General features: G+C 61.7%; 19 protein-coding genes. 10 read left to right on the top strand and 9 right to left on the bottom strand.

Going from position 1 to position 21675, the window contains the following annotated elements; genetic code table 11:
- The 6 genes from LGM20_RS18835 to LGM20_RS18810 all read right to left on the bottom strand — a co-directional run bounded on the left by LGM20_RS18835 (position 1) and on the right by LGM20_RS18810 (position 3627).
- The gene (locus LGM20_RS18835; RefSeq protein ID WP_004183295.1) at positions 1-744 is read right to left on the bottom strand and encodes a PTS mannose/fructose/sorbose/N-acetylgalactosamine transporter subunit IIC; all 744 of its coding nucleotides are present in this window, start codon (positions 742-744) and stop codon (positions 1-3) included.
- Positions 745-758: 14 nt separating this feature from the next.
- Positions 759-1229: a PTS sugar transporter subunit IIB gene (locus LGM20_RS18830; protein WP_023288730.1), complete on the bottom strand. Its 471-nt coding sequence runs from the start codon at positions 1227-1229 to the stop codon at positions 759-761.
- Complete coding sequence (locus LGM20_RS18825; protein ID WP_004099989.1) at positions 1222-1656, bottom strand: PTS sugar transporter subunit IIA; 435 nt, start codon at positions 1654-1656, stop codon at positions 1222-1224. Before LGM20_RS18825 ends, LGM20_RS18830 begins: the two co-directional genes overlap by 8 nt.
- Before the next feature lie 248 nt (positions 1657-1904).
- Complete coding sequence (gene nfsB / locus LGM20_RS18820; protein WP_023288731.1) at positions 1905-2558, bottom strand: oxygen-insensitive NAD(P)H nitroreductase; 654 nt, start codon at positions 2556-2558, stop codon at positions 1905-1907.
- A gap of 119 nt (positions 2559-2677) precedes the next feature.
- On the bottom strand, positions 2678-3046 hold the full coding sequence (locus LGM20_RS18815) for an MmcQ/YjbR family DNA-binding protein (RefSeq protein WP_004202487.1): 369 nt from the start codon (positions 3044-3046) through the stop codon (positions 2678-2680).
- Complete coding sequence (locus LGM20_RS18810) at positions 3043-3627, bottom strand: TetR/AcrR family transcriptional regulator (RefSeq protein WP_023288732.1); 585 nt, start codon at positions 3625-3627, stop codon at positions 3043-3045. Before LGM20_RS18810 ends, LGM20_RS18815 begins: the two co-directional genes overlap by 4 nt.
- A gap of 179 nt (positions 3628-3806) precedes the next feature.
- On the opposite strand from LGM20_RS18810, the gene LGM20_RS18805 reads away from it, so the two are divergent.
- The gene (locus tag LGM20_RS18805) at positions 3807-4922 is read left to right on the top strand and encodes an MBL fold metallo-hydrolase (RefSeq protein ID WP_165453652.1); all 1116 of its coding nucleotides are present in this window, start codon (positions 3807-3809) and stop codon (positions 4920-4922) included.
- A gap of 30 nt (positions 4923-4952) precedes the next feature.
- Positions 4953-5294: a RamA family antibiotic efflux transcriptional regulator gene (locus LGM20_RS18800; RefSeq protein WP_004202492.1), complete on the top strand. Its 342-nt coding sequence runs from the start codon at positions 4953-4955 to the stop codon at positions 5292-5294.
- A 17-nt stretch (positions 5295-5311) separates the two neighbouring features.
- Here the strand turns inward: LGM20_RS18800 and LGM20_RS18795 are convergent, their stop codons facing one another.
- Complete coding sequence (locus LGM20_RS18795) at positions 5312-5560, bottom strand: DUF1158 domain-containing protein (protein ID WP_002893037.1); 249 nt, start codon at positions 5558-5560, stop codon at positions 5312-5314.
- Between the two features lie 501 nt (positions 5561-6061).
- On the opposite strand from LGM20_RS18795, the gene LGM20_RS18790 reads away from it, so the two are divergent.
- From LGM20_RS18790 to LGM20_RS18780, 3 genes are read left to right on the top strand one after another with little or no spacing between them, the layout of a single operon-like run.
- Complete coding sequence (locus tag LGM20_RS18790; RefSeq protein WP_044521487.1) at positions 6062-8785, top strand: cation-transporting P-type ATPase; 2724 nt, start codon at positions 6062-6064, stop codon at positions 8783-8785.
- Positions 8786-8837: 52 nt separating this feature from the next.
- The gene (locus tag LGM20_RS18785; protein ID WP_044521488.1) at positions 8838-9926 is read left to right on the top strand and encodes an efflux RND transporter periplasmic adaptor subunit; all 1089 of its coding nucleotides are present in this window, start codon (positions 8838-8840) and stop codon (positions 9924-9926) included.
- Positions 9927-9939: 13 nt separating this feature from the next.
- The gene (locus LGM20_RS18780) at positions 9940-13032 is read left to right on the top strand and encodes an efflux RND transporter permease subunit (protein ID WP_044521489.1); all 3093 of its coding nucleotides are present in this window, start codon (positions 9940-9942) and stop codon (positions 13030-13032) included.
- Positions 13033-13800: 768 nt separating this feature from the next.
- On the opposite strand, the gene LGM20_RS18775 is transcribed toward LGM20_RS18780, so the two are convergent.
- Both LGM20_RS18775 and LGM20_RS18770 read right to left on the bottom strand, forming a co-directional pair.
- Positions 13801-14520: a phosphodiester glycosidase family protein gene (locus LGM20_RS18775; protein ID WP_044521492.1), complete on the bottom strand. Its 720-nt coding sequence runs from the start codon at positions 14518-14520 to the stop codon at positions 13801-13803.
- 47 nt (positions 14521-14567) lie between these two features.
- The gene (locus LGM20_RS18770) at positions 14568-15683 is read right to left on the bottom strand and encodes a YbdK family carboxylate-amine ligase (protein ID WP_044521493.1); all 1116 of its coding nucleotides are present in this window, start codon (positions 15681-15683) and stop codon (positions 14568-14570) included.
- A 326-nt stretch (positions 15684-16009) separates the two neighbouring features.
- On the opposite strand from LGM20_RS18770, the gene LGM20_RS18765 reads away from it, so the two are divergent.
- From LGM20_RS18765 to LGM20_RS18745, 5 genes are read left to right on the top strand one after another with little or no spacing between them, the layout of a single operon-like run.
- Positions 16010-17677, top strand: a complete 1668-nt coding sequence (locus tag LGM20_RS18765; RefSeq protein WP_023288739.1) for an ABC transporter substrate-binding protein — start codon at positions 16010-16012, stop codon at positions 17675-17677.
- A gap of 18 nt (positions 17678-17695) precedes the next feature.
- Positions 17696-18649, top strand: a complete 954-nt coding sequence (locus LGM20_RS18760) for an ABC transporter permease (protein WP_023288740.1) — start codon at positions 17696-17698, stop codon at positions 18647-18649.
- A 2-nt stretch (positions 18650-18651) separates the two neighbouring features.
- Positions 18652-19545, top strand: coding sequence for an ABC transporter permease (locus tag LGM20_RS18755; protein WP_044521495.1), 894 nt, complete (start codon positions 18652-18654; stop codon positions 19543-19545).
- Positions 19546-19548: 3 nt separating this feature from the next.
- Positions 19549-20586 (top strand): ABC transporter ATP-binding protein, encoded by a 1038-nt coding sequence (locus LGM20_RS18750; protein WP_044521497.1) that lies wholly within the window; start codon positions 19549-19551, stop codon positions 20584-20586.
- Positions 20576-21586 carry an ABC transporter ATP-binding protein gene (locus tag LGM20_RS18745; RefSeq protein ID WP_044521499.1) on the top strand — a complete coding sequence of 337 codons (1011 nt, stop codon included), beginning with the start codon at positions 20576-20578 and terminating at the stop codon, positions 21584-21586. Before LGM20_RS18750 ends, LGM20_RS18745 begins: the two co-directional genes overlap by 11 nt.
- Positions 21587-21675: the final 89 nt, after the last annotated feature.

Genomic DNA, 21675 nt, shown 5'->3' with positions numbered 1-21675 from the left:
TTAGCTCTCCTGCTGCTTAAGATTAAGAAACTGGCTGATGATAAAAGCCAACACCACGGCGAATAGCGCGATGGCGATGATATCCAGTTTGGTATATGCCGCTATCAAAAATCCCAGACCGAGGTACGGCATCAGTTTGCTGCTGAGCATCATGCTGATCAGCAGGGCGAAACCGAGCGCTGGCAAGATCTTACTGGCGACGATCAATCCGTTGGTGATCACCGGCGGAATCGCCTCAAGGAACCAGCTAACCGCCGAAGAGCCGAGCAGGATGGCGAAAAAAACCGGTAGAAATCCGTTTAAAAAATAGAGTAGCGTCGGACCGGCGAGGTGCATCAGGCCGACCATCCGGGTATTACCTTGCGCCGCATAGCGGTCCGCCAGATGACCGAAGCGGGCGTTCACCACGCGCACCAGGATGCCCAGCGTTTGCGCCAGCATTGAGACGGGGATGGCAATGGTAAGCGCAGCCTCCGGACCGCGGCCGGACATGATCGAAAACGCGGTCGCCAGTACGGAGCCGGTCACGATATCTGGCGGGTGCGCGGCGCCGATGGCGACGTTGCCGAGGAAAATAAGCTCCAGCGTAGCGCCAATCAGAATCCCCTCATGCAGATTGCCGCAGACCAGACCGGTGAGGGCGCACATCACCAGCGGCCGGTCGATCATCGATACCCCAAGCAGGCGGCCATCGAGGATCCCCAGGGCGGCAATCAGTCCGAGTAACGTTGCGGTGAGCAACATAGTGACCTCCGAAGTTAAAGTTGGTCGTTAAGGAGTTCAGCCGAGTGGGCGGGTACCTGACGCATCTCCAGCCGAATGCCTTTTTCTTTTAGCGCTCTGCTATGGGCGATTTCCTCTTCGGTCAGATAGATGGCCTTGCCGAATTGTCTTGCCCCTTCCTTCTGTGGCAGACCGCCGTAATTAATTGCGCTAATTCCCGGGACTTTTTCTACCAGTGCGAGGGTTTCAGCAGTATTGCCAAGGACCACCATGACTTTTTTATGATCCAACTTGCCGCCGTTAAGCTTTTCCGCCGCCTGTTCAACGGTGGCGATGTCCAGCGTGACGCCCGCCGGCTTGGCCAGGTTAAGCGACATCGTAATGAAGGCATCCGCCGCGGCTTTGGCGTTAGCGACGATGATATGATCGATATCCAGCGCTCGGGTCCAGGCAAAAACCACCTGGCCGTGCAGCAGCCGATAATCAATGCGCACGAGTTTAATCATGAGATTCTCCCTGTGGGTCAGAGGATGGTTGTGTTAGTAGAGGGTTGATGAAAACAATGGATTCACGCGCCGCGCTGGTGGCGTAGACAATCGCGGCCTCGGTAGTGGCTTCTTCGCACAGCAGAAACTCCAGCAGCAGAGTCAGATTGATGCCAGCGACCACGAAAACGTTACGATGACGCATCAAGACGCTCACGGCGCTATTGTTGATACTGCCGCCAAGCAGGTCGGTAAAGATCACCACTTCATCACCATTCGCCTGGACGATGAGATGCTCCAGGGTTTGCTCCAGCTGTTCGGTGGTCACGATATCTTCGTCATAGGCGCAGACCGGGATAACGCCGTGTTCGTCGCCAATCAGCAGCGACAAACTGTTCACCAGTCCGCGAGCAAAATGGCCGTGGCTGGCCACATAGATATGTTTCACCCGGTTTCTCCTTCATCCAGATAGCGGTATCTGTTAAGAGCAAAGTGCGTGCCAGAAATAAAAAATATTATTTATCAATTAATTAAAGCGGCTGGTTCACACTAAAGGCGTTATTCCTGGCACAAGCGGGCTTATTAGCGCCAGAAACCTGGCACAAACGGCAGAAAAAGAGGGGGAAAGAGTGGGGGAAGAAAGTCCCGGGCGAGACGCTGCTGCGCCATGGCCCGGGCGTTCCCGGCAGAAGGGAATTAAATCTCGGTAATCGTCGTCGACTGCGGCAGACGCGACTTCGGCAGGGAGGCGTTAAAGTCTTCAACGCTATGATGGCCGACCGGGACCACCACCAGGCTGGTGTAGCCCTGGGCTTTCAGGTCAAATTCCTCATCGAGGATCGCAAAATCAACCCCTTCAATCGGCACGGCGTCGAGACCCATCGCCGCTACGCCCAGCAGGAAATTGCCGACGTTGAGATACACCTGCTTCGCCATCCACTGATCGTCATCCTTCAGCTCTTTGCGGTGCATATCGGCAAAGAAAGTGCGACCCTTGTGGTTAGCGGCTTTTGCGTCCGGGGTGGCGAAACGGCCATCGGCCTCTTCCTGATCCACGACGCGCTGCAGCCAGGCGTCGTCCATCGCGGTTTTCGCGCAGAACACCACCACGTGCGAGGCGTCGAGAATTTTACGTTCGTTGAACACGTAGGTACCGCTGGCGGCTTTCGCCACGCGGGCTTTCCCTTCATCGGTGCTGGCGACGATAAAGTGCCACGGCTGGGAGTTGGTGCTAGACGGGCTGTACTGCAGCAGCGTTTTCAGCTGTTCCGCTTCCCCGGCAGTCAGCTTTTTCGTGGCGTCAAAGGCCTTGGTGGAATAGCGCTTCAAAGCGACCGATACGATATCCATAACTCTTCCTCACAGTTTACAGCACCTTACCGGTGCGTTCAGGAGAGGAAGAGTACAGCGAAGATCGCCAAATGATAAGGGTGAAAAATGCGATAACACTTATCGCGTTTGGCTGAAAATCAGCGCGGACGCAGGCGCTGCTGGGCCTTTTTGCTCAGCTTGTTCACCACCTGATGCCATGAGTCGTCAATCAGCTCGGCCAGCAGATCCTCGCTGATGTCGTCCCCCGGCACCACCGTGATCCAGTGTTTCTTGTTCATATGGTAGCCCGGTTCGATGCTGCGATAAATTTCCTGATTGAGCAGCGACTTCTGCGGCTCGGCCTTGAGGTTGACCAGCGCCCGGCCGCGAATGGTCATGGTGATCATAAAGATGCGGCCGTCGACCTTAAACACGTCGTACTCCGGCCCAAAGGGCCAGCAGTGCTCGGTAAACGGGTAGGTCAGGGCGATACGGTGGGCGCAGGGGTGCAGCGTTTCCGGCGTCATTTGGCATCCGCCTCATGCAGGGCGTTCCACATGGCTTCAAAGCCAAGGGCGATAATCTCCCGGGCGCGCTGCGGATCGTGGCTGGCGAATTCGATAGTGGTTTCCGCCAGCGACAGAAACAGGGCATCACCAAAGGCGCGATACGCTTCGCTGAGGAATATCTCTTTCACCGACAGCTGGCACATTTCGTTGAGCTCCGGAAAGCTCTCTTTCACCTGGCGGCGGGTTTCGTCCGTGATGCGCTCGCTGAGCGCCATCCGGCGGATCGCCTTGTGCTCCATCGGGTTGCGCACGCCCCAGTCGATATAGCTGTTCCAGATATTGCGCGCGTTCTCTTTCGGGCGCTTTTCGTCCGGATCCAGCCCGGCGATCATCATCCGCACCAGGCGCAGCTTAATGGCGAGGTACAGTTCGTTGAGCAACTCATCCTTGGTGGCGAAATAGCGAAACAGCGTCCCCTCGGCAACCCCGGCGCTGCGGGCGATGGCCGACGTCGAGGCGGCGATGCCGGACTGGGCGAAAGCCGCGGCGGCAGCTTCCAGTAACGCTTGCTTTTTATCTTCACTCTTTGGACGAGCCACTACATTTTTCCTCACGCAGGTTTAAACAAACCGCCGATCTTTGCACGTCTGACCAGGTCGCTGCAACGGCGGAACGCAAAAATTGAAAATCGTCTTGACGACTTTCATCACATTCCTAATAATGAGTGCGTACTCACTCATAATCAAGTTATATCATAAAGCCTCCGGGATGGGGGCTTTTGTCTGGTCAGGATATGAACCGTGTCACTTTCAGCGTGGTCGCCATCATGTTACTCGCAGCAGCAACGACATTGCCGTTTGTCCTCAATGCCGGTTTTGGTAAGGCGCCGCAGGGGGCACAGCTTAGCCAGGTGGAAGCGTCTCCCCACTACCGGGACGGCCAGTTCCATAACCAACTGCCCACGCCGGGATTCACCGGGCAGAAAAATATGTTGGCGGCGTGGTGGGATTTTTTGATGACCAAACGGGAAAACGCCCGTCCCGCGCAGCCGCTGCCGCTGGTGAAAACCGATCTGGCGACGCTGCCCCTCGGGCAGGACGTGATGGTCTGGCTCGGCCACTCTTCCTGGTATCTGCAGCTGGCGGGAAAACGCATCCTGATCGACCCGGTGTTCAGCGATTACGCGGCGCCGTTCTCCTTTATCAATAAAGCCTTCCCCGGCGATTATCCGTGGCGGGCGGAAGGGATGCCGGCGATCGATCTGCTGATCGTCTCCCACGATCACTACGACCATCTGGATTACGCCACCATCCGCGCTCTGCTGCCGAAAATTAAGCGGGTCATTACGCCGCTGGGGGTTGGGTCGCACCTGCGCTACTGGGGAATGGACGGGGCGCTGATTACCGAAGCGGACTGGCAGCAGGCGATTCCGGTTAGCGATGAGCTCAGCGTCCACGTCCTGCCGGCGCGGCACTTTTCCGGCCGTGGGCTGAAGCGCAACCAGACGCTGTGGGCCAGTTTTCTGTTCGTTACCCCGCAGCAAAAGATTTATTACAGCGGCGACAGCGGGTATGGGCCGCACTTTAAAGCGATAGGCGATGAGTTCGGTCCGATCGATCTGGCGATCATGGAGAACGGACAGTATGACCAGGACTGGAAATATATCCACATGATGCCGGATGAAACGGCTCAGGCTGCTGACGACCTGCGCGCTCGCGCGGTGCTGCCTGGGCATGCAGGACGATTCGTTTTGGCGAAACACAGCTGGGATGAACCGTATCAACGGCTGGCGGCTGCCAGCGAAGGAAGGGCCTGGCGTCTGCTGACGCCTGTGCAGGGCGAGCCGGTGTGGGTCGCCGATAAGACGCAATCATTTAACGCCTGGTGGCGCTAAGCGCCAGTGCAGTATCAGAGGAGAGAGCATATGACGATTTCCGCTCAGGTGATTGACACTATCGTCGAGTGGATTGATGACAACCTGCATCAACCGCTGCGTATTGATGATATCGCTCGCCATGCCGGGTATTCGAAATGGCATCTGCAACGGCTGTTTTTACAGTATAAAGGGGAGAGCCTGGGGCGCTATATACGCGAAAGGAAGCTGCTGCTGGCCGCCCGCGATCTGCGCGACACCGATCAGCGGGTCTACGATATCTGCCTGAAGTATGGCTTCGATTCGCAGCAGACCTTTACCCGCGTCTTCACCCGGACCTTCAATCTGCCGCCGGGCGCCTACCGTAAAGAGAACCACAGCCGCGCCCACTGAGGCGCGCCCTTCCTGATTTAGCGTTCGAGGGAAAACCAGCGACGCCACACCCAGCGCAGCACCAGATACTCAATGGCGCCCAGCGCCAGGAACCACAGACAAAACAGCACGGTATAAAGCTGGTTGAGATCCATCATATGGAATGTCTCAACCAGCTTTTGCGCCAGCGTCAGGCCCAGCGACGGCGCGGGCAACAGCAGACAGGAGAGCAGGGCCAGCAGTAAGATCCCGGCGGCGGAGAGGAGCGTTTCCAGCGGATGTTTCATGTCATGTTAATCATCAGTTAAAAAACATATTGTCCGGCAAAATAACACCTAACGCAATATGCTTTGTATTTTACTCGCCTTAATGCGCCTCTTTTTAATATTATTGCCTGCGTTGTCTTCTCATGTTAATTAATCTGAAATAATTTGTAATTAAATTAAATCCCGTTACTTGTAAATTAACGTCATTATTATGCCAGCGCTTTTACAAAACTATAAGTGCTATACCCCACCAGCGTAGCAGCGATGATGGCCAGCAGGATGTACAGCGCCAGACGGCGTCCGCGGTAGATTCCAAACATATTTGACCTCGTTTAGTTTTGGTTTATTAATATTCTGTAATAGTTGGTTCGTGGAATTAACTTACCACATATTTTTTATTTTGCGAAAAATTTAGGCTTGTAATGGTTCACATTTTTATCGGATTTTTCGCCACCTTTTATTGCATTGGCCAGGAATGATTTCAGGCTTTCCGACTCACGGAATTTATAAGGAAAATGTAATTTGACCAAGATGAATAACCCAAAGTTTACGACGCCCTCGGGCGACACCGCGCCACGGCAGGTCTGGCAGCAGACCGTTGACGCAGTGCTGGCGCAGACCAAAAGCCAGGCCGCTGGGTTAAGTTCCGCAGACGCCGCCGAGCGCCTGAATACCTGCGGGCCGAACGCGCTGCCGGAAAAGAAGGGAAAACCGGCCTGGCTGCGCTTTCTCGCCCACTTTAACGACGTACTGATTTATGTGCTGCTGGCCGCTGCGGCGCTCACCGCCATCATGGGTCACTGGGTCGATACCCTGGTGATCCTTGGCGTGACGGTGATTAACGCCCTGATCGGCCATATCCAGGAGAGCAACGCCGAAAAATCCCTGCAGGGGATCCGCAACATGCTCTCCAGCGATGCCCGCGTCCAGCGTAACGGCAAACATGAGACTATCCCGACGCGCGACCTGGTGCCGGGGGATATCGTTATCCTGCGCGCCGGCGACCGCGTGCCGGCGGACATGCGGCTGATTGAAACGCACAACCTGCGGGTGGAAGAGGCGATCCTCACCGGCGAGTCGACGGTGGTGGATAAAATCACCGACGCGCTGGAGGGCGACCTGCCGCTGGGCGACCGGGTGAACATGGTCTTCTCCGGGACCACCGTCAGCGCCGGCGGCGGCGTCGGCGTGGTGACCGCCACCGGCGCGCAGACCGAACTCGGCCATATCAACCAGATGATGGCGGGCATTGAGAAGCACCGCACCCCGCTGCTGGTGCAGATGGATAAGCTCGGCAAAGCGATTTTCGTCATTATCCTCGCCATGATGGTGGCGCTGTTTATTTTCAGCCTCGCGTTGCGGGACATCCCGATGGGCGAACTGCTGCTGTCGCTGATTAGCCTGGCGGTGGCTGCGGTACCGGAGGGACTGCCGGCGATCATCTCGATTATTCTGTCGCTCGGCGTGCAGACGATGGCGCGCAAGCGGGCGATTATCCGTAAGCTGCCGACCGTGGAAACCCTCGGCGCCATGACCGTGGTCTGCTCGGATAAAACCGGCACCCTGACGATGAACGAAATGACCGTCAAGGCGATCATCACCGCCGACTGCTGCTACCGGGTGGAAGGCGACAGCTATGAGCCGCAGGGGCGGATCTTCCTTGAGGGGAGCGATGAGCCCGTGCAGGTTCAGCCGGGTACCGTGCTGGAGACCTGGCTGCGCACCATCGACCTGTGCAACGACAGCCAGCTTACCCGGGATGAGCGCGGCCTGTGGGGGATCACCGGCGGGCCAACCGAAGGGGCGCTGAAGGTGCTGGCGGCGAAAGCGCAGCTCCCGGCGGTGGAGGCCCGTCTGGTGGCCAAGATCCCCTTTGACTCGCAGTACAAATATATGTCGACGCTGCAGCACATCGATGGCGACGCCCGGGTGCTGATCACCGGTGCGCCGGACGTCATCTTCGCCATGTGCCGCGAGCAGATGACCCGCCAGGGCGCGGTGCCCTTCGAGGCGCAGTACTGGGAAGAGGAGATGGCGCGCTTCGCCCGTCAGGGGCTGCGCATGGTGGCGGCGGCCTGTAAGCCGGCCAGCGTTGATGCCACCACGCTGAACCATGAGGACCTGCAGGAGGGACTGATTTTCCTCGGCATCGCCGGGATGATGGATCCCCCGCGTCCGGAAGCGATTGACGCTATCCACGCCTGCCAGACCGCCGGCATCCGCGTGAAGATGATCACCGGCGACCACCCGCAGACGGCGATGAGCATCGGCCAGATGCTGGGGATCACCAACAGCAGCCAGGCCATGACCGGCTACCAGCTGGAGCACATGGACGATGCGGCGCTGGCGAAGGCGGCGGTGGAGTACGACATCTTTGCCCGCACCAGCCCGGAGCATAAGCTGCGCCTGGTGAAAGCCCTGCAGGATAACGGCGAAGTGGTCGGCATGACCGGCGACGGCGTCAACGACGCGCCGGCGCTGCGCCAGGCCGACGTGGGTATCGCCATGGGCATCAAAGGCACTGAAGTCACCAAAGAGGCGGCTGACATGGTGTTGACCGATGATAACTTCGCCACCATCGCCAGCTCGGTGAAAGAGGGCCGTCGGGTCTATGACAACCTGAAGAAGACCATCCTCTTCATCATGCCGACCAACCTGGCGCAGGGGCTGCTGATCATCATCGCCCTGCTGGCGGGGAACATGATTCCGCTGACCCCGGTGCTGATCCTGTGGATGAACATGGCGACGTCGGCGACGCTCTCCTTCGGCCTGGCCTTTGAGGCCGCGGAGCGCAACGTGATGAACCGCCCGCCGCGTAAAACCGGCCAGCACGTGATGGATGGTTTCGCCGTGTGGCGGGTGGCTTTCGTCGGGTCGATGATTGCGATCGCCGCCTTTATCCTTGAGGCCTGGCTGGCGCCGCGCGGCCACAGTCCGGAGTTTATCCGCACCGTGCTGCTGCAGATGCTGGTGACGGCGCAGTGGGTCTACATGATCAACTGCCGCAGCAGCGACAGCTTCTCCCTGAGCATGGGCCTGCTGCGCAATAAAGGCATCTGGCTGGTGACCGGTGTCCTGCTGCTGATGCAGCTGGTGATTATCTATGTCCCGCTGATGCAGAGCATGTTTGGCACGGAAGCGCTGCCGCTGCGCTACTGGTTTGTCACCCTGGTCATCGGCATCGCCATGTTCCTGGTGGTGGAAGTCGAGAAGCGTCTGACGCGCCGGTTCCGCAAAACGGCCTGATCGATCTCGCGCGCCTGGCTGCAGGCGCGCGTTACTTTCGCAAGGATCCTCTATGATTAACACCTTTCGCTTTGCGCTGCTGGCCTGCGTCCTGGGCGGCAGCGTCCTGACGGCGACCGCCGCGCCGGCGGTGCCGGTCCGCATCGCCACGGTAGAACGGGCTCCTCACGCTGAAGAACGCGCCATCCCCGGGCGGGTCGAGGCGATCCGCGCCGTCGACATTCGCGCGCGCACCGAAGGGGTGATTGTTCAGCGCCACTTCCAGGACGGGCAGTATGTGACCGAGGGCGACCTGCTGTTTACCCTCGACGACGCGCAGCCCCGCGCGGCGCTGGCCCTGGCGCAGGCCGAGCTGAAAAGCGCCGAAGCCTCGCTACGCCAGTCGCAGCAGCTGCTCACTCGCTATGAGCGGCTCATCAACAACCACTCCATCAGCCGCAACGACCTCGACACGGCCCGGATGCAGCGCGACGTCGCCGCCGCCGCCGTGCAGCAGGCGAAAGCCCGCGTCGAGGCTCAGCAGATTGTGCTCGGTTATACCCGGATTGCGGCGCCGGTGACCGGGCGGGTGGGCCACAGCGCCTTTCACGTCGGGACGCTGGTCAACCCGTCCAGCGGGGTGCTGGCGGACATCGTGCAGCTCGATCCGGTACGGGTGTCGTTTGCCCTCGACGAAGCCGCGTTTTTCAGCAAAACCGGCCAGCATGCCGACATCCACGCCCTGAAGCAGGCATGGCTGGCGCAAATTGACGTGGATGGCAAACGGCGCGACGGCGTGTTGACCTCCATCGATAACCGGATCGACGCCCGCACCGGCAGCGTGGCGGTGCGGGCGGAGTTTGCCAATCCGCAGCACCGTCTGCTGCCGGGCGGCAGCGTGACGATCCTGTTCCGTCCGCAAGCGCTGTCGTCGCGGGTGATGATCCCGGCTGCCGCCGTGCAGCAGGATCCGCAGGGCTTTTTCAGCTGGGTGCTGAAGCCGGACCACACCGCCGGGCAGCGTCGTCTGACCCTTGCGGGGCAACAGGGGCAACAGGGGCAGCAGTTTGCGGTCGAGAAAGGGCTGCAGGCGGGCGAGCAGGTGATCACTGACGGCGCGCAGCGGCTGCGCGAAGGCGCCGCGGTGCAGGTGCTGAACTAGCTAAGGAGAGGGGATGCTGACCTTTTTTATCCGTCGTCCGCGATTTGCGATGGTGATCGCGCTGCTGCTGACCTTTGTCGGCGCGGTATCGCTGAAGCTGATCCCGGTGGAGCAATACCCGGCGATCACGCCCCCGGTGGTGAACGTCACCGCCAGCTGGCCGGGCGCCAGCGCGTCAGACGTGGCGGAGGCCATCGCCGTCCCGCTGGAGACCCAGCTCAACGGCGTCGATCATATGCTGTATATGGAGTCCACCAGCTCGGACGAGGGGACGTACCGCCTGAGTATCACCTTCGCGGCAGGCACCGATGCCGATCTGGCGGCGATCGACGTGCAAAACCGGGTGGCGCAGGCGCTGGCGCAGCTTCCGGCGGAAGTGCAGCAGAATGGCGTCCAGGTGCGCAAGCGCGCCAGCAACCTGCTGATGGGGGTAAGCCTTTACTCGCCGCTGGGCACGCTGTCGCCGCTGTTTGTCAGCAATTACGCCAGCACCCAGGTGCGCGAGGCGCTGGCCCGCCTGCCCGGCGTCGGCGAGGTGCAGATGTTTGGCGCCCGGGATTACAGCATGCGCATCTGGCTGCGCCCGGACCGCATGAACGCCCTTAACATCACTACGGATGACGTTGCCCAGGCGCTGCGCGAGCAGAATGTGCAGGGGGCGGCGGGGCAGGTGGGCACCCCACCGGTGTTCAACGGCCAGCAGCAGACGCTGACCATCAACGGACTGGGGCGTCTGAACGAGGCGGCCAGCTTTGGCGAGATTATCCTCCGCCGCGGCGCGCAGGGGCAGCTGGTGCGCCTCGCCGACGTGGCGACCATCGAGCTGGGCGCCCGCAGCTACAGCTCCGGCGCGCAGCTGAACGGTAAAGCGTCGGCCTATCTGGGGATCTATCCGACGCCTACCGCCAACGCCCTGCAGGTCGCCAGCGCGGTGCGCGCGGAGCTTAACCGCCTGCACACTCGCTTTCCGGCGGATCTCACCTGGGAGGTGAAGTTCGATACCACCCGCTTTGTGGCGGCGACGATCAAAGAGATCGGCGTCTCGCTGGCGCTGACCCTGCTGGCGGTGGTGGTGGTGGTGTCGCTGTTCCTGCAGAGCTGGCGGGCGACGCTGATCGTGGCCCTGGCGATCCCGGTGTCACTGATCGGCACCTTTGCGGTGCTCTATCTGCTGGGCTACAGCGCCAACACCCTCAGCCTGTTCGCGATTATTCTTGCCCTGACGATGGTGGTGGATGACGCCATTGTGGTGGTGGAGAATGTCGAAACCAAAATGGCGGAAGGACTGGATCGCCTGCAGGCCACCGCCCAGGCGCTGCGGCAGATCGCCGGGCCGGTGATCGCCACGACCCTGGTGCTGTTGGCGGTGTTTGTGCCGGTGGCGCTGCTCCCGGGGATCGTCGGCGAGCTGTATCGGCAGTTTGCCGTGACGCTCTCCACCGCGGTGGCCCTGTCGAGCCTGGTGGCGTTAACCCTGACCCCGGCCCTCTGCGCGCTGATGCTGCGCCCGCGACCCGCCCGGCCGGCGGCAGTGTGGCGGGCGTTTAACCGTCTTCTCGACGGCACCCGCGACGGCTATGGCCGGCTGGTGGGGTGGATGAACCGCCGCCCGTGGCTGGCGCTGGCGGCGACGGTGGCGGCGGGCGCGCTGGTGGCGTTCAGCTTCACCGCGATGCCGAAAGGCTTCCTGCCGCAGGAAGATCAGGGCTACCTGTTTGCCAGTGTGCAGCTGCCGGAGGCGGCGTCGCTGGAGCGCACCGAAGCGGTGATGGCCCAGGCGCGCAAGCTGCTGACGGCTAACCCGGCGGTGGAGGATGTGATTCAGGTGTCCGGCTTCAACATTCTCAACGGCACCAGCGCCGCTAACGGCGGGTTTATCTCGGTGATGCTCAAGGACTGGCATCAGCGGCCGCCGCTGGATACGGTGATGGCGGATATTCAGCGCCAGCTGCTGTCGCTGCCGGAGGCGACTATCATGACCTTCGCGCCGCCGACCCTGCCGGGCCTGGGCAATGCCTCGGGGTTTGATCTGCGCATTCTGGCGCAGGCCGGTCAGTCGTCGGCGGAGCTGGAGCAGGTGACGCGGGAGATCCTTCAGCTGGCGAACCAGCATCCGCAGCTGAGCCGGGTATTTACCACCTGGAGCAGCAACGTGCCGCAGCTGACCCTGACGGTCGACCGCGATCGGGCGGCGCTGCTGGATGTGCCGGTGGCGCAGATCTTCAGCAGCCTGCAGACGGCGTTCGGCGGCACGCGCGCCGGCGATTTCAGTCTTAACAACCGTGTCTATCATGTGGTGATGCAAAATGAGATGCAGTGGCGCGAGCGGGCTGAGCAGATTAGCGAGCTGTACGTCCGCAGCCGCGACGGCGAGCGGGTGCGGTTGAGCAATCTGGTCACCATTACGCCGACGGTGGGGGCGCCGTTTATTCAGCAGTACAACCAGTTCCCGTCCGTGTCGGTGAGCGGTTCAGCGGCCGAGGGGGTCAGCAGCCGCACGGCGATGGCGGCCATGGAGCAGATTTTGCAGGCCCATCTGCCGCCGGGGTATGACTACGCCTGGAGCGGGATCTCCTGGCAGGAGCAGCAGACCGGCAATCAGGCGGTGTGGATCGTGCTGGCGGCAGTGGCGATGGCGTGGCTGTTCCTTGTGGCGCAGTATGAAAGCTGGACGCTGCCGGCGAGCGTCATGCTCTCGGTGCTGTTCGCCATCGGCGGAGCGCTGGTCTGGCTGTGGACGGCGGGCTATGCCAACGATGTGTATGTCCAGATAGGGCTGGTGCTGCTGATCGCCCTGGCGGCGAAGAACGCGATTCTGATCGTTGAGTTCGCCCGCAGCCGGCGCGAGGAGGGGCTGTCGATAGTCGACGCCGCGCGCGAGGGCGCCACCCGCCGCTTCCGCGCGGTGATGATGACCGCGGTGTCGTTTATTATCGGCATCATGCCGATGATGCTCGCCACCGGCGCCGGGGCGCAGAGCCGGCGGATCATCGGCACCACGGTGTTCAGCGGGATGCTGGTGGCGACGATGGTTGGCATCCTGTTTATTCCTTCGCTGTATGTGCTGTTTCAGCGTATGCGCGAGTGGGCGCATCGGCGGGGGTAAGCGCGGCGCTACCGGTCGGTAACGGGGATACCCCAGGCTACAACGACTACCGGGCGGTCCCCTCTCCCTTTGGGGAGAGCCGGGGTTAGGGGGAATTTTCCGTTCACGTTGCGTTTGGCAGAAAAGGGTAGTCCTTCGCTGGTGAACGGGTAAAGGGGGAGAAAACCGTCTCCCCCTTTACAATCCCCCGGTCCCGCAGAGAAATCGGTGCTGCGCACTACGCTCACCTCCCGGTCGTCCGCCTGCGGTCGGCTCAACTCGATACTACTCGTCCCATCCCTGGGACTCGCCCCTGCGGGGCCAGCGCAAGCGCTGTTCAAAATTGCTCCCGGCAATTTTGTCGTGTCTCGAATCGCCTCTGGCCGCCCTCCGTGGCGGCCAGCCCTTGTCTGCCGACCTCCGGTTCGCCGATTTCAGCGGGAATCGGCTCCGCTGCACGCCCGTAGTTTTCAGAGGCCATACCATAGCGATCAGAATATATCCGTTAAAAATTGTATGTGCCTTTCTCCGTGGCCCCGCTGTGTATACCGGGGCTGCAACGACTGCCGGGCGGTCCCCTCTCCCTTGGGGGAGAGCCGGGGTCAGGGGGAATCGGCCCCGCTGCAAGCCCGTAGTTTTCAGGGGCCATACCATAGCGAGCAGACTTTGTAGGCCCGGTAAGCGCAGCGCCACCGGGCAAGGACATCGGGCACGGCGGCAATCCCTTGCCCGGCCCGTCGTTAATTTATTCACTCTCCTGGCTGGAATGGCCGCCCCCAAACGCGCCCGCTATTTCCTCTCCACTGTTATCATGGTCACGAACGGATGATACTGCCACGGCACGCTGCCGCCTTTGCGGTACATCTTCGACAGGGTGCCGTCGAGATAAAGCATCTGCCGCACCCCAAGCTTTGACTGCGCATAGCAGGCAAAATCATAGAAGTTGGTCTCGCGCTCGCTGAGCATAAACACCACCCGGCCCTGCTTATCGATGCCAACGCCGTTGCGCAGTTTGCGCGAGCTGGCGGAGGGCTTCAGCCGCCAGTTGATAGCGCCATTTTCAATCAGCATCGGGCCGGACTGCACCGCATAGCGGATGGCGGGAGAGCGTTTAAACGCCGGCAGCGGCACGATTTTCGCCCGGCCGTTCTCCACCAGGAATACGCCGCCGGGGCGGATAAAGAAGTTCCCGCCGCCGGCGGAGCGGTTTACCGGCGTCAGGCGCTTGCCGTCTTCGATATACAGCCCCAGCGGCGCGTAGGCCTTATCGTAAATACCGCCGTTCATCGCCATCTGCACCCGGCCATCGCCATCGATACCCGCCAGCAGCGAACGCAGGGAACCACAGGCTTTGCCGTGCCGATCCTGCCAGTACATCGCAATGCGCTCTTTCTGCGCATCCACCCGATAGCTCTGCAGGGTCAGCGTCGGGTCGGTGAGGGTACAGGCGGCGCTGGCGAGGGTGGCCAGGGGCAGCAGCGCCAGGGGGAGCAGGCAGCGTAATAACATGGGCGGTCCTTTCTATGGTCTGCGCCGAGTATACCCGCCTCGCTGTCTTATGCCGCCCAAATCTCACAGTGTTTTTGCACCAGCCCGGAAAGCGAACCGCCGTTGGCGATAAACTCGCGCATCTGCTGCGCCTCGCTGTGCGACGATTTCGCCTGGCGAACCACCGCCTCCAGCGCCGCCGTCGCCTTCAGCTGATGGGCGAAAGGGGCCAGCCGGTCGGCGAGCTGCAGGATCTCCTGGCGGATGCTGCGCTGCTCCCCGCCGCGCACATCGGTGAGAGTCCCGTCCAGCCCGTAGCGGCAGGCCTGATAGCGGTTAAAAGGGTACAGCAGATAATCGTCAGGCTGGTGCTTAAAAGGACGCTCCGTCAACAGCCAGCAGGCCAGGGTCTGAATAAAGCCGGCGATGTGGATCGCCTGGGCGAGGGTCAGGGGGGTGTCCATCACCCGCACCTCGACGGTACCAAACTGCGGGCTGGGGCGAATATCCCAGTGCAGATCCTTCATGCTGTCGATCATGCTGGTGTAGCTCAGCTGGCGGAACAGGCGACGAAACCCCTGCCAGTCGGCCACCCACGGCATCGGGCCGTTGTCGGGATAAGAGGAGAAGCGGTTGAGGCGCGAACAGGCGAAGCGGCTGTCGGTGCTGTCGAACCACGGCGAGGCGGCGTTAAGGGCGATGAAATGCGGCACAAAGCGCGACAGGCCGTGCAGCAGATAGATGGCGTCGTCGCCGCTCTGGCAGCCGACGTGCACATGCTGGCCAAAGACCGTCGCCTGCTGCGCCAGATAGCCAAAATGCTCGACGGTTTTGACATAGCGCGGATTGTCGCTGATCTGCTGGCGCTGCCAGGCATGAAAGGGGTGCGAACCGCCGCCGCAGATCTGCAGATGATGATGCAGCGCCGCGCGCTGGACCGCCTGCTGGATAGCGGTGAGCTGGGCTTGCGCATGGCTGATGTCGCGACACACCCCGGTGGCGATCTCCAGCATGCTCTCGGTGATATCGTGCTTGGCTTCTCCCACGGTCAGTTCATGCTGGACGTCGGCAATCAGGGTCGAGGCATCCTGGCTGAGGTCGTAACCCGGCGGGTTCACCACCTGCAGCTCCAGTTCGATACCGAGGGTAAAAGGATCGGAGCGGTGAAAATCGGCTAAAGGCATAGTCTCTCCCGGTCGATGTGTTCTCTGAAGTATAGAAGGGATTGTTCCCGGCGGAGAATACGCCGCGGCGGGGGAGGGGGAAGCATAAAAAAGTGACGCGACGTGATTATTTAAATTTTGCGATATAGCGACTGGTGCAATTCTGCAACATATTTCCCGCTGGCGGTGCGGCAGAATAAGGTTGAATTATTTTCCCATAATTATCATGGTGATAATATAAGTCCTTCTTATTTTATCGGTCGGTTTCGGCCTATTTCCGCCCGCACCAGAGCTGGTACGCATTTTGCCTGTTAATCAGTGACACTTTATTTAACAGGGATCATGTGATGCACAAAACGACGTTATTTTCGCGTGCCGGTCGTCTCGCCGTGGCGGTGAGCGGCGCACTGGCCCTGGCGGGCGCCGCCTTACCTGCCAACGCCTCCACGCTGCGGATCGCCATGACCGCCGCGGATATTCCGTTGACCCTCGGCCAGCCGGATCAGGGCTATGAGGGCAACCGCTTTACCGGCATCCCGCTGTACGACGCGCTGGTGGAGTGGGATCTGTCGCAAGGGGAAAAGCCCAGCGGTCTGGTGCCGGGGCTGGCGACCGAGTGGCACATCGATCCGCAGAACACCCGCCGCTGGATTTTCACCCTGCGTCCGGGGGTGAAATTTCATGATGGGAGCGAGGTGAACGCCGACGCCATCGTCTGGAACGTGGATAAGGTGCTCAATAAAGCAGCGCCACAGTACGCCCCGGGTCAGATCGGCAACACCCTGTCGCGGATGCCGACCCTTGCCGGCGCGGAGAAAATTGACGATCACACCGTGGCGCTGACCACCTCGGAACCGGACGCGCTGCTGCCGTACAACATTACCAACCTGTTTATTGTCTCGCCCACGGCGTGGCAGAAGCAGTATGACGCGGTGCCGGCCAGCGCGGGCGATAGCGCCGCGCGCAGCAAACAGGCGTGGACCGCCTTCGCCGCCCATGCGGTGGGCAGCGGCCCGTTCAAACTGGAGAAGCTGGTGCCGCGTCAGCAGCTGATCCTCGCGAAAAACCCCGACTACTGGAATAAAGATCGCATTCCCCGGGTGGATAAGGTGGTGCTGATCCCCTTGCCGGAGGCTAACGCCCGCACCGCGGCGCTGCTGTCGAAGCAGGTGGACTGGATTGAAGCCCCGGCGCCGGACGCCATCGATCAGATCAAGTCTCAGGGTTTTCACCTCTACGCCAACACCCAGCCGCACCTGTGGCCCTGGCAGTTCTCCTTTGAAAAAGGATCCCCGTGGCAGGACATTCGGGTGCGTAAAGCGGCCAACCTGTGTCTGAACCGCGCCGAGCTGAAGAGCTACCTCGGCGGCTATATGACCGAGGCCACCGGGGTCTACGAGGCCGACAGCCCGTGGCATGGCAAACCCACCTTCCAGATCAAATATGACCCGGACGCCGCCCGTCAGCTGATGACCGAGGCCGGATACAGCGCCGGCAAGCCGCTGCACGTCACGGTGGCGACCTCGGCTTCCGGCTCCGGGCAGATGCAGCCCTTGCCGATGAACGAGTATATCCAGCAGAGCCTGAAGAGCTGCTTCTTCAATGTGGATATCAAAGTGGTGGAATGGAACACCCTGTTCACCAACTGGCGTCTGGGCGCCCGGGATCCCTCGGCAAAAGGGATCGACGCGATCAACGTCAGCGCCGCGGTCAACGATCCCTATTTTGGCCTGATCCGCTTCTCCACCGCCAAAGCGTTTCCGCCGGTGGCGACCAACTGGGGCTACTTCTCCACCCCGGAGACGGAAAAACTGGCCGCCGCCGTCAAGCACGCCTTTACCCCGGAAGCGATGAATAAAGCCGCCGGCGAGCTGCACGCCGCGCTGGTGGATCAGGTGCCGTTCCTGTTTGTCGCCCACGACGTCGGGCCGCGCGCGATTTCGCCCGCAGTGACCGGGGTGGTGCAACCGCAGAGCTGGTTTATCGACCTCAGTCTGGTGAGCAAAAAAGAGTAATCGCGAAAGGGGCGACCGATGATCAATACGCTGCTATACCGCATTCTGCTGGCTATCCCCACCATGCTTGGGGTGGCGGTGATCTGTTTCATGCTGGTGCAGATAGCGCCTGGCGACCCGCTGGTGTCGGTAATGCCGCCGGACGCCTCGGAGGCGCTGCGCCAGACGTTGATGCAGGCCTACGGCTTTGATAAGCCGCTGCCCCTGCAGTTTATCCACTGGCTGTGGCGGGCGCTGCACGGCGACCTCGGTATGTCGGTCGCCACCGGCCGCCCGGTGATAGACGAGGTGATGACCGCGGTAAGCTACTCCCTGCGCCTGGCGCTGCTGGCGACGGCGATCGGTTTCGTCCTCGGCAGTCTGTTCGGCTTTGTCGCCGGCTATTTTCGCAACAGCGTCATTGACCGTCTGGCCTCGGTGTTGTCGGTGTTTGGCGTCAGCGTGCCGCACTACTGGCTGGGGATGCTGCTGGTGATCCTCTGCAGCGTCAAGTTCGCGCTGCTGCCGGCCACCGGCGGCGGGCCGATAGGCGAGGTGGGCTGGCAATGGGACTGGGCGCACCTGCAGTTCATGCTGCTGCCGGCCATCACGCTGTCGGTGATCCCGACCGGGATTATCGCCCGCACCGTGCGCTCGCAGGTCGCCGATATCCTCAGCCAGGAGTTCATCGTTGGCCTGCGCGCTCGCGGGCTCAACGAGTCGCGCATCTTTGTCCACGTCATGAAAAATGCCGCGCCAACCGCGCTGGCGGTGATGGGGCTGCAGGTGGGCTATCTGATGGGCGGCTCGATCCTCGTGGAGACCGTCTTCTCCTGGCCGGGAACCGGACTGCTGCTCAACACCGCCATTTTTCAGCGCGACCTGCCCCTGCTGCAGGGCACCATCTGGGTGCTGGCGCTGTTTTTCGTATTGCTCAACCTGTTGGTGGATATTCTGCAGACCACCCTCGACCCGCGCATTAAGAGGAGCTGACCATGGTGGATACGGCAACGACGAAAGCGGTCCCGGCCGCGCCGGCCAACGCTTCCCGGCAAGGTTACTGGCGCGGCGTGCTGCGCCGCCTGCTGCGCGATCCGGGCGGGGTATTCGTCGGCGCGATCATTCTCGTTCTGCTGGCCCTGGCGCTGTTCGGGCCGTGGCTTATCGTCAAAGACCCCTATCAAACGTCGATGTTCCTGCGCCTGAAGCCCATCGGCAGCGACGGCTTCCCGCTGGGCTCTGATGAGCTGGGGCGCGACATGCTGTCGCGACTGATCCTCGGCACCCGGCTGTCGCTGTTTATGGGGATTGTCCCGGTGGTGTTCGCCTTTTTTATCGGCGGCGCCATCGGGATCATCGCTGGCTACATGGGCGGCAAAATCAATACCCTGATCATGCGCACCGTGGATGTGTTCTATGCCTTTCCCTCGGTCCTGCTGGCGATTGCGCTGTCGGGGGCGCTGGGGGCGGGCATCGGCAATGCGCTGCTGTCGCTGACCCTGGTGTTTGTCCCGCAGGTGGCGCGGATTGCCGAGAGCGTGACCACCCAGGTACGGCATATGGACTATATCGATGCCGCCCGGGCCACCGGCGCCAGCGCGTTGACCATTATCCGCGTCCAGGTGCTGGGTAACGTGCTCGGGCCGATCTTCGTCTTCTCCACCGGACTGATTTCGGTGTGCATGATCCTCGCCTCCGGCCTGTCGTTTCTCGGCCTCGGCGTGCGGCCGCCGGAGCCCGAGTGGGGGCTGATGCTCAATACGCTGCGCACGGCAATCTATACCCAGCCGTGGGTGGCCGCCCTGCCGGGCCTGATGATTTTTATCACCTCCATTTCGTTCAATATCCTCGCGGACCGCCTGCGTGCGGCAATGGCGATTAAGGAGTAAGCGATGCAACCCTTTACCAATATCGACCTCGGCGGGCCGGCGCAGCCGCTGCTGAAGGTCAATCACCTGCTGAAGTACTTCCGCGGCGGCAAAGGCCGGGAGGTGGTCCAGGCGGTGGACGATATCAGCTTCACGGTGATGAAAGGCGAAACCCTGGGGGTGGTCGGCGAGTCGGGCTGCGGCAAATCGACCACCGCCCGGCTGCTGATGCAGCTGCTCACCCAGGACAGCGGCGAACTGATCTTCGACGGGCTGGGGGTCGGCTCGTCGCGCCTGCCGCTGAAAGCCTACCGTCGCCAGGTGCAGATGGTTTTCCAGGACAGCTATGCCTCGCTCAATCCGCGCCTGACCATGGAGGAGAGCATCGCCTTCGGCCAGCGCGTCCACGGCGTCAGCGCCAGAGAGGCCAGCGAATACGCCCGCTATCTGCTGGCGCACGTTGGCCTTGAGCCGGCGCGCTTTGCCGACCGCTATCCCCATGCGCTCTCCGGCGGCCAGCGGCAGCGGGTGAATATCGCCCGCGCGCTGGCGATGAAGCCGCGGCTGGTCATTCTTGATGAAGCGGTGTCGGCGCTGGATAAATCGGTGGAAGCTCAGGTGCTGCAGCTGCTGCAGGAGCTGAAGCGGACCCTCGAGCTGACCTATGTGTTTATCAGCCACGATCTGCACGTGGTGCGCTGGCTGTCGGATCGGATCCTCGTCATGTACCTTGGCGAAGTGGTGGAGATCGGCCCGGCGGAGCAGCTGTTTACCACCTCCGCCCATCCCTATACCCGGGCGCTGTTAAGCTCCATGCCCTCCATGGATCCGCAAAACCGCACCCTGACCTCGCCGCTGAGCGGCGATCCCCCCAGCCCCATCGCGCCGCCGAGCGGCTGCCGCTTTCACACCCGCTGCCCGCACGCGAAGGCGGTCTGCGCCGAGGTGAAACCGCGGCTGGAGGCGGTCGGGGAGGGGCACCAGAGCGCCTGCCTGATGGCGCAGCCAGCCTCGCCCTGGCATCAGCGCATCCCCCTTAAGGAGGTCAGCCATGTCGCATAACGCCTTTGTCCATGTGCGCGACCTGCGGGTCGTCTTTCGCCGCGACGGACAGACCATCAATGCGGTCAACGGGGTCTCCTTTGATGTACAAAAGGGGGAGGTGATGGCGTTGATTGGCGAGTCGGGTTCCGGCAAGAGCGTGACCCTGCGGGCGCTGATGCGCCTGCACCCGCCGGGGAGCAGTGAGCTCTCCGGCACCCTGCGGGTGGGGGACGACGCGGTGCTGACGATGAACGCCAGCCAGCTGCGGCGCTATCGCGGCGGGCGCTGCGCGATGATTTTTCAGGAGCCGCTGCTGGCCTTCGATCCGGTCTACACCGTCGGGCAGCAGATTATAGAAGGGCTGCGTCGCCACGAAGGGCTGTCGCGCCAGGCGGCCCGGGACAGGGCGCTGGAGGCCCTGCGCCAGGTGCGCATTCCCAGCCCCGAACGGCGGCTGGAGGCTTACCCGCACGAGATGTCCGGCGGGATGCGCCAGCGGGCGATGATCGCCCTTGCGCTCTCCTGTAACCCGCAGCTGCTGCTGGCGGATGAGCCAACCACCGCCCTCGACGCCACGGTGCAAATCCAGATCCTGATCCTGCTGCGCGAGCAGCAAAAGCAGCGCGGGCTGTCGATCGTGTTTGTGACCCACGATATCGGCGCCGCGGTGGAGATTGCCGACCGGGTGGCGGTGATGTACGCCGGGCGGATCGTTGAGGAGGCCGCCATGAGCGAGATCCTGCGCCACCCGCGCCATCCTTATACCCGGGTGCTGCTGGGCAGCCGGCCGAAAGAGGGGCTCAAGAAAGGCGATGCCCTGCACTGCATTCCCGGCGCGCCGCCGGATCTGGCGCGCTTGCCCCCCGGCTGCGCCTTTGCCGAGCGCTGTCCGCACCGTCGCCCGGTCTGCGAGCAGAGCCTGCCGCCGACGGAGGCCGCAGCGGAGCGCCACACAGTGAGTTGCCACCGCTGGCGCGAGCTGGCGATTGACGCCCACGCGCAGGCCCTGGCCGTCTGACCGACGGCAACACACTCTACAGATGAAGGCCAGGCGCTGATGACTTATTTTCCACCGCCGGTTGCGCTGGCGGCGACCTTGATGTCAGG

The organism is Klebsiella quasipneumoniae subsp. quasipneumoniae (genome assembly GCF_020525925.1).
GTDB classification, from domain to species: Bacteria; Pseudomonadota; Gammaproteobacteria; order Enterobacterales; family Enterobacteriaceae; genus Klebsiella; species Klebsiella quasipneumoniae.
Note: the sequence above shows the minus strand (reverse complement) of the source record. Positions and strands in the feature narration are given on the sequence as shown.

Coding starts and splice junctions, on each gene's coding strand:
- LGM20_RS18835 (WP_004183295.1), bottom strand. CDS start 744: ATGTTGCTCACCGCAACGTTACTCGGACTGATTGCCGCCCTGGGGATC.
- LGM20_RS18770 (WP_044521493.1), bottom strand. CDS start 15,683: ATGCCTTTAGCCGATTTTCACCGCTCCGATCCTTTTACCCTCGGTATC.
- LGM20_RS18780 (WP_044521489.1), top strand. CDS start 9,940: ATGCTGACCTTTTTTATCCGTCGTCCGCGATTTGCGATGGTGATCGCG.
- LGM20_RS18745 (WP_044521499.1), top strand. CDS start 20,576: ATGTCGCATAACGCCTTTGTCCATGTGCGCGACCTGCGGGTCGTCTTT.
- LGM20_RS18795 (WP_002893037.1), bottom strand. CDS start 5,560: ATGAAACATCCGCTGGAAACGCTCCTCTCCGCCGCCGGGATCTTACTG.
- LGM20_RS18750 (WP_044521497.1), top strand. CDS start 19,549: ATGCAACCCTTTACCAATATCGACCTCGGCGGGCCGGCGCAGCCGCTG.
- LGM20_RS18775 (WP_044521492.1), bottom strand. CDS start 14,520: ATGTTATTACGCTGCCTGCTCCCCCTGGCGCTGCTGCCCCTGGCCACC.
- nfsB (WP_023288731.1), bottom strand. CDS start 2,558: ATGGATATCGTATCGGTCGCTTTGAAGCGCTATTCCACCAAGGCCTTT.
- LGM20_RS18760 (WP_023288740.1), top strand. CDS start 17,696: ATGATCAATACGCTGCTATACCGCATTCTGCTGGCTATCCCCACCATG.
- LGM20_RS18800 (WP_004202492.1), top strand. CDS start 4,953: ATGACGATTTCCGCTCAGGTGATTGACACTATCGTCGAGTGGATTGAT.
- LGM20_RS18765 (WP_023288739.1), top strand. CDS start 16,010: ATGCACAAAACGACGTTATTTTCGCGTGCCGGTCGTCTCGCCGTGGCG.
- LGM20_RS18830 (WP_023288730.1), bottom strand. CDS start 1,229: ATGATTAAACTCGTGCGCATTGATTATCGGCTGCTGCACGGCCAGGTG.
- LGM20_RS18815 (WP_004202487.1), bottom strand. CDS start 3,046: ATGACGCCGGAAACGCTGCACCCCTGCGCCCACCGTATCGCCCTGACC.
- LGM20_RS18785 (WP_044521488.1), top strand. CDS start 8,838: ATGATTAACACCTTTCGCTTTGCGCTGCTGGCCTGCGTCCTGGGCGGC.
- LGM20_RS18755 (WP_044521495.1), top strand. CDS start 18,652: ATGGTGGATACGGCAACGACGAAAGCGGTCCCGGCCGCGCCGGCCAAC.